Source organism: Eubacterium sp. ER2 (genome assembly GCF_000765215.1).
GTDB lineage: Bacteria > Bacillota > Clostridia > Lachnospirales > Lachnospiraceae > Claveliimonas > Claveliimonas intestinigallinarum.
On record NZ_JPJE01000002.1, the window covers coordinates 128,684 to 140,250 of the forward strand.

Consider the following 11,567-nt stretch of genomic DNA (forward strand, 5'->3'; position numbering starts at 1 on the left):
AGATCCTCTTCCTCCTTTCTGATTTACGCCGGCTGGTCGAAGTCGCCGCCGCCCTCCATCTGGGAGCTGTAGATCTCCTGGTAGATGGCGTTGTTCTTCAGCAGATTTTCATGAGTGTCAAAGGCATCGACCCTGCCCTCGTCCAGCACAAGGATGCGGTCAGCGGACTGTACGCTGGAAATCCTCTGGGCGATGATGATCTTTGTGGTGCCCGGTATCTTCTTTGCAAATGCCTCCCGGATACTGGCGTCTGTGGCTGTGTCCACGGCACTTGTGGAGTCGTCCAGGATCAGCACCTTGGGCTTCTTCAGGAGAGCCCTGGCGATACACAGTCTCTGCTTCTGTCCGCCGGACACATTGGAGCCGCCCCGCTCGATCTTTGTCTGGTAGCCTCTTGGCATCCTGTCGATGAACTCGTCAGCGCAGGCTGCCTTGCAGGCCTCGATACACTCCTCCTCGGTGGCCTCCGGGTTGCCCCAGCGCAGATTGTCCAGGATGCTGCCGGAGAACAGGGTGTTCTTCTGGAGCACGACAGACACCTGATTTCTCAGAACCTCTGTGTCGTACTGGCGGACGTCCACGCCGCCCACGCAGACAGAGCCCTCGTCCACATCGTAGAGACGGCAGATCAGGTTCACCAGGCTGCTCTTTCCGGAGCCGGTGCCCCCGATGACGCCCACGGTCTCGCCGCTTTTGATGTGAAGGTCAATGTCGGAGAGCGCGTTCTTGCCGCTTCCGTGCTTGTAGGAGAAATTTACGTGGTTGAAATCAATGCGCCCGTCTTCCACTTCCATGACGGGATCCTCCGGGTCGTGCAGGTCTGCCTTCTCGTCCAGCACCTCGCCGATACGGCGGATACTGGCCATGGACATACTGATCATGACCACCACCATGGAGAGCATCATAAGGCTCATGAGGAGCGCCATGATATAGCTGAACAGACTGGTCAGATCTCCGGTTGTCATGGAGCCGCCCACGATAAATTTGGCTCCGAACCAGGACACGGAGATGATGCAGAAGTAAACCGCCACCATCATGGCCGGGTTGTTGAAGGCCAGGAGCCCCTCCGCCTTGACGGACAGGTCGTAGAGCATCTTTGAGGCCTTAGAGAATTTCACATTCTCGTAATCTTCACGGACAAACGCCTTCACAACGCGGATGGCAGTCACATTTTCCTGGACGCTGGCGTTCAGGTCATCGTACCTTCTGAACACCTGTCTGAAGATCTTCAGCGTAACCACCATGATGGAGCCGATGACCACCAGAAGGAAGACAACCGCGATCAGGAACATGGCGCTCAGGCGCGGGCTTATGATCAGGCACATGGCAAAGCTGAAGATCAGGTTCAGGGGAGCCCGGACAGCCACACGGATCACCATCATGTAGGCGTTCTGCACATTGGTGATATCTGTGGTCATACGGGTCACAAGCCCCGGCACGCTGAATTTGTCGATATTTGAAAATGAAAATGTCTGGATATTGGCGTAGATCGCCTCACGCAGATTGGCCGACAGTCCCGAGGAGGCGCTGGCCGCGTTCTTTCCGGCCATGGCGCCGAAAAACAGACTCAGAAACGCCATCAGGACCATCAGGCCGCCGTAGCGGTAGACGACGCCCAGATTGCTGGCCTCCAGACCTCTGTCTATGATAATGGCGGTGACAAAGGGCATCAAGATTTCCATGATAACTTCAAGAACGGTGAGGCCTATACATAGAAAGGTGTCCCGCTTATACTGTCCCAGCTGCTGTAATACTTTTCTCACTGTAAGTTAACCTCCTGTCTTTTTTCGATTGGCTGTGTTCCATTTCCGTCAGATGCACCAGAAGCTTCCTCTCCAGCTTCCACAGCTGCTCCTTCTCCCGCTGATCCAGCACGCTGCAGATCTCGGTCTCCATCTCGCCGGCCCTCTGAAGGAGCTTGGCGCCTTCTTCCATGAGCTTTTCTGTGGGAAGGATCTTTTTCTTCCGAATGTCAGCCGGATCCTCCTGGAAGAGAATGTAGCCTGTCTTTCTCATCTTCTTGAGCAGGGTGGAGAGCGTCGACTTGGATAATCCGATCTCGTGGCACAGCTCTGTGAGGTAAGTGCCCTCCGGGTGATGCCGCAGGATGTAGACCATAAAGTACGCCTGCACTCCACTCATCTCCGGATTACCCAGATGAGCGTCCAGCTGCGATGTCAGATCCAGCCCGATCTTCTTCATCATAAAGAGCAGCTCTTCCGTTCTGAACTTTTCTGTCATCTTTAATCAACACCTCCTGTATGCTTCCGGGTGGAACTGTTCGCGTAAAAACTGTTCACAGCCTTATCTTTTTCCCATACAAGATTTTATCGCTGAATACTGGAAATGTGAAATTCAAAAATGTTATAATCTATAAAAGAATTTTATTGTACAGGAAAGGAGTCTTTTATGAATACAGTACAGTTGGAATGTTTCCTGGCGGTAGCGGAGCATCTGAACTTCTCAAAGGCGTCCAGGGAGCTGAAGATCACACAGCCCGCTGTCAGCCATCAGATCCAGTCCCTGGAAGAGGAGCTGGGGGTGAAGCTCTTCGTCCGCACCAGCAAGAGCGTCGCCCTGACCCAGGAGGGCATCCTCTTTGCTCCCGACGCGCAGCTGATCCTGCGGACCGCCCTGTCGGCCAGGGAGAGGCTGGGACGCCACGAGCACTTTATCCCCCTGGAGCTTGGATGCCACAACAGCATGGAGGCGGATCTCTTCCCCCCGGTCCTCCAAAGGCTGGGGGAGGAGTTTCCCCTGCTGCGGCCCAACATCCGCCTGGTCCCCTTCCCCTCTCTTCTCAGTCTGGTGGAAACTGACCAGATCCACGCCGCCCTCGGCATCCGGCAGGACCAGAAGAAATCCATCCTCCTCTTCCGGGAGCTCTGCACGGTTCCTTTTGCCTGCATCTGTCATCCGTCCCACCCTCTGGCGCAGCACGAGTCTCTCCGGAAAAGGGATCTGACCGGGAATTTTATCGCCTGCTCTCCCCGGCAGATCCACGACACGATCTTCACTATACAGAACAGTATCCTGGCCGGACTTCCGCCGCAGCAGCGCTATGTGACCGGAAGCATCGAGAGCGCCTTCACCCTTGCGAAGGCCCGGTTCGGCTACACGCTGTACCCGGACATACCCCGTGCCAGGGTGGAGGGACTGCGCTACATTCCCGTCACCGGCCTGCCCCAGGTCACCTTCGGCGTCTACTACCAGCAGAAGAACGACCACCCGGTGCTGCGCCGCTTCCTCACCCTGCTGACGCAGAGCGTCCAAAGCTGAGGCTGAAATCTCTTCTCTTTTCGGCCCTCAAAAGGGAGCCAAAGACAGGCAGGAAACACCATGAACAACAAAAAGGACTTAATTCCACAGCCTCTCAGAGACTGCATGGCATTAAGTCCTCTTCTATATCATTTTCTATTTATCCTGCTTGTACTTTTTATACTCCTTCAGCTCTCTTCGCATGTACCTCGCCAGCTCCCTGTGGGACATGCCCCCGTACTTTTTCCGCATGTCGGCGCGGCTCTGACCTGTCTCCATGTCCTCCCTCCCTTTCTTTGGATCAGGCGCCCCTTAAGCAGGATTTCTCCTACAGTACCCTCTCTATATTTCTGTTCATTTTCCGGGCCGCGGAGGCCAGTGCCTTCTTCTCCTCGTCCCCTGTCAGGGGGATTTGTCAGTCGTTTCTTCTCCGGGCATTTCTTCCCCGGCCTTGTCACTGTCCTGCGGCCCGCCGGCATCAGGGCCGATGGAGTCCGGCTCCTTTATGGCTTCATCCTCCGCAGCCACACCCTCCTCAGTCATGTTTTCCGCGGCTCCATTTTCCACTGTCTCATTTTCCGCCGCCTTATCTTCCACTGCCTCGTTTTCTGCGGTTCCATCTTCTTCGGTCCCGGCTTCCACAGTCACATTCTCCAGCAGCACCCTCCCGGACCTTCCGGCCAAAAGAGCCTGGACGTCAGAGCCCTCCTCAGAGAGGATGGTCAGATTTCTGACCAGCGTATACTGCAGATTGCCGAAAAGAGGGCCCTGCAGACCTGTGATCTGGTGTCCGTTTCCATCCAGCACACCCATAAACCGCTCCGGGATATAGCTTCCGCCGGACAGCTCCAAACCGCCAAAATCCAGGTCCTCATCCAGCCGATAGTACCCGTATGGGTTGTCCGCGGCCAGCCGGACCAGCTCCTCCGCCGAGGAGACAGTGTGCACAGCAGGGCTCTGGTAAATGCCTCCCTGGCTGAAATCGCCGGTCACACGCTTGACGATACCGTAGAGAGTCCGCTTCAGATCGGTGCTCCTTTCCGTATTGCCATTAGCCGCGTCCTCCTCAAAGGCCGCCCGGAACCGGGCGATGATCTCATCCTTGTCAAAATAGGGGATCTCATCCACCCTTTGCGCCGCCTCCCTGTAGCGCCCCAGCTTGTACGATTCCCACGTAATGCCCGGGTCGCCGGTGATCTTTCGCAGGGCGTCTAGGTCGTTCTCACTGAGAGCAGACATATAGACCATGTAGCCCTTCTCGTAGCCTGCCAGCCCCAGCATCTCCTGTCCCAGCCACTTGAAGGAGTGGGTGTCCGGCGAGCCCTGGTCGTTGTGCGACTGGTACCAGTTCATAGTGTAAAAGGACTCAAATCCGTAGCTTCCGTCTGTGGCCGTCCCTACCTTCTCCGGGTAGGACGCGCCGGTCCGGATGGAGATCCAGTTGTCCCACAGGGCCTCCATGCTCCTTAGATCCATGGAGGCGGCCTCCTCCTCTGTCAGTCTCCTGTAGACTGTGCTCATGGAGGCCTCTCCTCCGGGCGTGTGCTCCGCCGTCACGGCCACCGCCGCCTGCTGCCGGGGCGTCAGCTGGAAGAAGGCCTGGGCCGCCAGATAGTCCAGAGCGTAGCCTGTGTCAAACATCTCCCTGTAGTAGCTGTGAACCTTCTCCGCAGAGTCGATCCTCTCATAGCTGAAGTTGTTTGTCATCTCTGTTCCCATGTCATTGACCCTGGAAATGTTGAATACCATGATGCCGTCCCGCATCTCCTGAGCTATGTTGCCATCCGCATGGGCCTCCCCGCCGGTCCCTTTTCTCCTGCCGGCGCCGCCGTAAAAATATCTGCCGTCCTGGTTGTGGGCCGTCTCGTGGCTGAAGGTAAAGAAGATATAGTCGCTTGTCCCTAGCGCCGGGGTGTGCATCCAGATGACGATGCTGCCGTCCGCCACAGCGGCGCTGTCGTTGAGGGCGCTGAGCATATGCCCTGCCTCGTACACCCACTTCATGACCGGATCCGCCGTAGTCCCCTTCTCCTGTATGCCCGGGGACACAGCTCCGCCTCCCGGGAAGCCCAGCCTGGTATCATACTGCACATTTACAAAGCTGTTCAGCTGCCGGGCCGCGCTGCTCATCCACCTGGAGGAGACGCCGTAGAAAATCCCCATCTTCTCCGCATAGGCCTTTGCTGTCTGCCGGATGCGCTCCCTCTCCCGGCCATCCTTCACAAGATACTCCGGATACCGGTTCATGCTGCCCACAAGGAGCTGAGAGGGCACGGAGATCATATACATATCCTCCTGAGGAGCTGTCAGAATATGGAGCACCAGGCTTTTTCTCCTCTCCTCCAGGCCGCACAGGTTATCCCATACGCGCCATCGGATCAGGCCCTTCTCATCTCCCTGGGCCGCCTGCTCCACAAGAACACCCGCAAAGCTGTCACTGAACCAGTCGTTTGGATCCTCATAGCCGGCAATGCCTGCGGACAGGCTGCCCAGGAAATCTGTCAGCTCCTGGCCTGTATGATTTTTCAGCACACTGCTGTAGAAAGCGTGGGCCTGGTTCGTATCCCGCTGCCCGGCAGGGGCGGATAAAAGCTGGTCTGTCAGCGTTTCCGCTGTCATGTCCTTCGCGATCTGGTCTCCGTGGAAAAAGAGGAGCTCGCTCAGATAGACGCCGCCGTAGCTGATCCGGTACCACTTGTCATAATAGTTATATGCGTAGAGGCTCCTCTTCAGCCGTTCCGCATCCTCCATCCTCTCCCGGGCCAGCTCCCGCACAGCCGGGTGGCTGCTGTAGGTGGGGTATCTGTCCCCGGAGGAGAAGAGCTTCTCCAGCATCCCCTCCATGTCCGCTTTGATTTTTTCATTATAATAATCCCCGTAAAGGCGGCTCTCCTCCTCTTCTGTCAGCGCTGAGATGTCCGACGCGTAGTCCCAGGCGGCAGCCGAAGCGGCAATCCCGCTCAGAAACGAAGGGTCCATGTCCGATACATATCTGGGGAACTGGTACCCGTGGGATCTTCCCTCCACCTGGTAGAGGGCGGCCACATTCCCGGTGAGCCGCCGGAAGGAGACCGGATATTCCAGTCTCTCTCCGCTCTCAAGGGCAAGCCGGACCGTGCGGACCTCCTCCGGCCCGCTCCTTTGTATTCCCGTTACCAGCTCTCCCCTCCCGTCAAGGGGGAGGACAAGCCGGATCTTTCCTGCCACCAGAGGGTCACTGTCAGGAAGCCGATTGCCCTGCTCCACCCACAGCCGGGTGTCCGACAAGGGCATCAGCTTTGCCATGTTGCTGTAGGCAACCTCCCGGCCGGGGTCGTAATCCGGGTGAAGGGTCACAGAGTCATAGGACGGGATCCCATGCTGGTTTTCCATCACAGGAGCTCCCTGGAGGGCGGGCCGCTTCCCGTGGGCCATCCCATCCAAATCCCAGACATCGCTGTCAAATCCCAGCGTCTCCTCATAGAGCGCCCTGTCATAGATTGCATCTGTCTCTTTTACCTGATCCCGGTTTGCCTCTGTTATATTAGTGCTGCTGTCAGAGCCGGCGTACTCGTATACCTCCGTCACATTTCCCAGCACGTCAAACCCGGCGATCCGGTAACCCGCGCCTGTGCTCATGCTGATACTGTGCTCGATCCTCGGGTCCCCCTTGTCCGGGCCGCCGATGAGGCCTCCGTTTCCTTTCTTCGCAGGGGCGATGATCCTTGCCTGGGTGTAGCATCTGCGGATCGTCCCGCCTCCGTGCCAGCCTGCAATCCCCCCTGTCCTGGCCCCCAAAGAGGGGTGGTCGTAGGTTCCCTGGACCTGTCCGGTCACATAGCAGTCCTCAATGAGAGCGCCGCTCTCTGTCTTTCCCACGATCCCGCCGACCGCCACCAGTCCCCGGACGGCAACCTGCAAAGAGGCGCTCTCCCGGATGGTGGACTGAGACAGCCTCCCGGCAAACGCGCCCATGCCGTCCACGCTGTTGGATATGGAAGAGTCCACAAGGAACACCCGCTCCACAAGGGTTCTGTTTAAGACAGCGTCCGCCAGTATGCCGCCCCGCTGCCCGGTCACCTGTGCGTCCTCGATAACCAGGTCGTGGATGTTAGCTCCGCTCAACGTCTGAAACAGCGAGGTGGGAAGATTGCGGATCCGGAACCCGTTTCCGTCCAGCTCCCCTGTAAAGGTTCCCGCCACAGCCGGGGCATCCCCGGAAATGCCGGAGGCGTCCAGGTCCTCTGTCAGTTCAAACTTTCCTCCCGGATCCGCGGCCATCTTCTGAAAGAGCTCCCCGGCGCCTGTGACCAGGGGCACTTCCCCTTTTTCATCCCTGTAGGCTACAGGAAAGGCGTGCTCCGCCGCCCGGGTGCCGTCCGTCCCGTACTGGATCAGCTCCTCCTGGTCAAGGACCGCGTACACTCTGCCGGAATCCACATCCCGCCGGAAGCTGCTGATTCCCCCGTAAAAGTCGGGCATGCTGTCCATTTCAATGACCGCATAGTAATTGTCCGTGTCCTTGGGGAGCCCTCCAGTGATGTCCAGCACCTTCACCTCACTGCTGCCGCTTTCACCGGCATAGTACAGCCGATGGGACTTGATGTCCTTGAGCTCCAGGGCGTCCCTTGAGATGGTCACTGCCTCTTTACAGAGCACCTCGTCCCTGTACTGGCCGGAACCGGAGGCCTCCTCCAGCTCCCCTGTGGCTCGGTCGTAGTCCGCAGTCACGGTGATCACATAGCTTTCCCGGGCAGTCAGCGCCGCCTGAGCCTGATTTTCTCCCGCTGAGACTGGCTGATCGAGAAGGCGCTGTCCGCCCTCCTCTTCAATCCGCACTGTCCCCCGCAGGAAGGCCCCGTCCCCATCTGTGAGAGCAAAGCGGACACTGAGCTCATCCTTTCCTGTCTTCTCCCAGGTCAGGGACTCCACAGCAGGCCGATCCTTCAACACCTCCGCCCGGACCTCTGTCTCCAGGTTCGCCGTGGCTCCCTCCTCAAAGACGATCTGGGACAGAGTAAAGGGATGGACTCCCGCCTGCTCCGGCGCCGGGACAGATACCTTCCACAGACCGCCCTCCACCGCTTCTGCCGGCACCTCCAGGTGGTCGATCACAAGGGCAGAGGGCGCGGACCGGGCATTGTGCTCCATTGCAAAGAGGAACTCCGCCTCCTCCCCCTTTTCCAGGAGGGGGCGGACCGCCCGGCTCTCCGTCACCACCGCACGAGTCACGGCCTGCAGGGTCGTCTCTCCCAGGATCCGTCCCTGCTCCTCATCGCTCTCCTCCGACAGCGCCAGGTCTCCCCGAACCTGCACCGCATAGCTGTCTGTCAGCCCCCTGTCCGTGAGCTGGATACGCTTGTCAAAGACGCCTTCCTCCAGGTCTTCCTCTGTAAAGGCCATCTCCCCCGCAATCTGTCCGTCCGCCTTTTTGATCTGCACCGCCCGGGCAGACAGGGCCCCGTCCGGGTCCGTCAGCCGGAAGGAGACATGGAGCTGCCCAGCCTCTGCCTCCTCTGTGGCCCCAAGGTCCCGCACCTGGGGCATTTCCCGCAGCACAGTCACCCACAGCAGGTTGTCCCCGGTAAGATCAAAGGCCCTGCCGTTTTCCAGCACCACCTGCTCTGCCCGGAGCTCCTTTTCCCCGGCTGTGTCAAAGCCATCCAGCAGGGCACTGTACCCGTCCCCCGCCTGGCTCACCGGATAGTAGGTGCCGTTCACCCGGATCCGCTCCGGCCGGAACCTTGTCCCGTTGGAGCTCTCAAAGGTCAGCGCCACAGGCTCGCTCTTGGAAAACAGGGAAGTCCGCTCCCCGTCCTCACGCCCGGTCCTCATGCCGCCGAAGGTAAAGGCGTAGTCCAGGTTCATCTGCACATCCTTCACCACAGAGAGGCTGCCCCCGTGGTCCCCCTCCGCGTCCAGGGCCCCGCTGCTCCGGTCGTATGTGACCAGGACATGGGCCTTGTAGAGCTTATTCTCCTCCAAATCCAGGGTGAACACGTTCTCTCCCCGGACTGCCTCCTCTGAAAAGAAGGGCTCTGTCAGGAACTCCTCCAGCACCTCAAAGGAAGCACTCTCCACAGCCTGATCCTCGTCTGCCAGATGGAAGGAAAACCGCATCCTGTCCTGATCCGTCACCTCCTCCGCCAGAAATCCGTCCACCTGGGGGTGGCTTTTGAGCACTTCAGTCTGCTCTGTAAGCTCTGTCTTTACCCGCTTCCCGTTCTCCAGGAGCACCTCCGTCACATGCCACGTCTTCACCCCGGCGACCTCGCCCCCATCCGGGCGCACCGTGTAGACGGACGTGCCTTGCACCGCCTGCGCCGGATACTCCCTGCCGTCCACGGTCACCTTCTCGATGGACGCGCCATGGTACACTTTGGCCTGAAGCTTCAGCTCCGCCTGCTCTCCCTTCTCGTAGTAGAATTTCTCTGTCACAGAGGAGAGCTCCACCTCGTACTCCAGCTCTCCCTCGATTTTTCGAATGAGAAGAGCCAGGTCTGTCACGGTCAGACGCCCGTCCAAATTCATATCCGCTCTGGCCCGGCTGTCCTCCGGCAGAGTCTCAAGGCCAATCAGATGCCTCTCCAGAAGCTCCACGTCCGTGTAGTCGGTCTGCCCGTCTCCGTTCAGCTCCCCCCGGCCCGCAAAGGCGTAGACCGTGCCTGCCGTCAGGGCGACCGCCGACACAAGGACAAGGCTCCCGGCCAGAATTCTTCTCCGTCCGTTTCCCCTCTTTCTCCAGATCCCCCAGAGGATCACTCCCGCCGCGCCCACGGACAGGAAAAGAGCACCTGCCGGGAGGAGGAGGGCCGCAGCCGGGTCACCTGTCCTTATGCTATCTGACGCTTGTGGAGCTGCCCCCTCCTGCTCCGTCTCTGTCTCATCAGCTGCCTCCATTTCACGTGACGGCTCCCTTTCCCCTGCTGCCTCCATCTCATCCTCCGGCTCTGACCCCGGGTACTGGGCCACCGCCGACAGAGTCAGGGAGGCATCTCCCGGATGCAGATCCTCCTCTCCCTCCGACAGGGAGAGACCCTGGACAGACACTGCCACCTCCCCCGCCGGGATGTCCTCCCCCGCTGTAAGGCGCAGCCGGAAGACCTCCTCCGCCTGCCTGCTGCCGTCTCTCCGGATCAGGACAAACTGCCCGTTGTCCGGGTTGTAGAACAGCTTCTCCCAGGAATTGACCGTCTCAAAGTCCTCCTGGGACACCCCTGTGAAAATGTCCGGCTCCAGAACCAGCGTCCCCTTCAGGGCGCAAATTCCTTTTTCAATATCAGAGTATCCTTCCAGGGCAAATGTAAGCTCCAGCTCCTCCCCCTTCCGGACAGTCTCAAGGGAGGACGTGAGCTTTCCCCCCTCCACCTGCGCCGCCTGGACCTGAAGCCCGCCCCATAAGAGTCCAAACGCCGTAACTGCCGCTGCCACCAGGGCTCTTATCTTTCTCATATCTGATTTCAATCCTTTCAAAAAATATTGTCACTTTCTGACCAGACTGATTGTACCTGCTCCCGCAGGGAGCAAACAATATGAGATTACTGGAAATCGCCGGAGGGGACACCCCTGGCTTCCGGGGTCCTGCATCAAAACAGACCGGCAGTTTTCCTGCCGGCCCCGCATCTCTGTGTCCGTATATTTTAGTCTTATATGATTTTGGCTGTTACTTCAGCCCTTTTGTCATGGGGATGAGGGCAAGAAGCGCCACGATGCCCACGAGCCCGATCAGGATCCCCAGGATCATATGGCTCCACACCATGGTCAGGCACATGCCCACACCCAGGAGCAGGGCTCCCACGATGCCGAACAGCACGGTCCCGATGGTCTTTCCCGACACGTGGATGGGCTCCTTATTTTCCAGCTTTCTCCACACCAGCACCATGACAAGGAACACCGCCGCACCGGCCACTCCCATGATCACGCCCGGCCGGAAGGCGTTCCACTCCGGTATCAGCGCCATGCACATGCCCAGCGCGAAGAGAATTCCTCCCACTGTTCCCAGGATCATTGCCGTAAATGTACTTTTCTTCATTATTTTCTTCCTCCTTTCTCTGCTATCTTCTCATTCGCTTTTACCAGCTTTGATTTCGCCATGTTCCTTTCTCCTTTCCGCGTTCTCTTCACTTGACGCTCTAAAGGATAGCGCCGGAATGTTGGGGAAAGGTTTCCGGAATGTTTGTAAAATATTAAAAGAGATTTTTGTCAAAAAAACAGCACGGCTTTGGTCAGCCGTGCTGCCAGACTGTAGACAAAGGTGGTGCTGGAGCCCTAGCTCCAGCACCACTCTTTTTGCCAAAATGCCAACTCCCATATTTTCTTATAAAGGATAA

7 protein-coding genes are annotated in these 11,567 nt (G+C 58.3%); 1 reads left to right on the top strand and 6 read right to left on the bottom strand.

Features of this window, described 5'->3' with window-relative positions:
- Positions 1-23 precede the first annotated feature (23 nt).
- Both NI21_RS0100895 and NI21_RS0100900 read right to left on the bottom strand, forming a co-directional pair.
- Positions 24-1,763 carry an ABC transporter ATP-binding protein gene (locus NI21_RS0100895; RefSeq protein WP_033124349.1) on the bottom strand — a complete coding sequence of 580 codons (1,740 nt, stop codon included), beginning with the start codon at positions 1,761-1,763 and terminating at the stop codon, positions 24-26.
- The gene (locus tag NI21_RS0100900; protein ID WP_033124350.1) at positions 1,729-2,241 is read right to left on the bottom strand and encodes a MarR family winged helix-turn-helix transcriptional regulator; all 513 of its coding nucleotides are present in this window, start codon (positions 2,239-2,241) and stop codon (positions 1,729-1,731) included. The genes NI21_RS0100895 and NI21_RS0100900 overlap by 35 nt, the downstream gene beginning before the upstream one ends.
- Positions 2,242-2,409: 168 nt before the next feature.
- On the opposite strand from NI21_RS0100900, the gene NI21_RS0100905 reads away from it, so the two are divergent.
- The gene (locus NI21_RS0100905) at positions 2,410-3,279 is read left to right on the top strand and encodes a LysR family transcriptional regulator (protein WP_033124351.1); all 870 of its coding nucleotides are present in this window, start codon (positions 2,410-2,412) and stop codon (positions 3,277-3,279) included.
- A gap of 135 nt (positions 3,280-3,414) precedes the next feature.
- Here the strand turns inward: NI21_RS0100905 and NI21_RS17150 are convergent, their stop codons facing one another.
- The 4 genes from NI21_RS17150 to NI21_RS0100920 form a co-directional block, all read right to left on the bottom strand.
- A complete protein-coding gene (locus NI21_RS17150) occupies positions 3,415-3,537 on the bottom strand; it encodes a hypothetical protein (RefSeq protein WP_255349841.1) in 123 nt (40 codons plus the stop codon).
- Positions 3,538-3,660: 123 nt separating this feature from the next.
- Positions 3,661-10,689: a ZmpA/ZmpB/ZmpC family metallo-endopeptidase gene (locus NI21_RS0100910; protein WP_033124352.1), complete on the bottom strand. Its 7,029-nt coding sequence runs from the start codon at positions 10,687-10,689 to the stop codon at positions 3,661-3,663.
- A gap of 211 nt (positions 10,690-10,900) precedes the next feature.
- Positions 10,901-11,269, bottom strand: coding sequence for a hypothetical protein (locus NI21_RS0100915; RefSeq protein ID WP_033124353.1), 369 nt, complete (start codon positions 11,267-11,269; stop codon positions 10,901-10,903).
- 30 nt (positions 11,270-11,299) lie between these two features.
- Complete coding sequence (locus tag NI21_RS0100920) at positions 11,300-11,533, bottom strand: hypothetical protein (RefSeq protein ID WP_147581151.1); 234 nt, start codon at positions 11,531-11,533, stop codon at positions 11,300-11,302.
- Between the last annotated feature and the right edge of the window lie 34 nt (positions 11,534-11,567).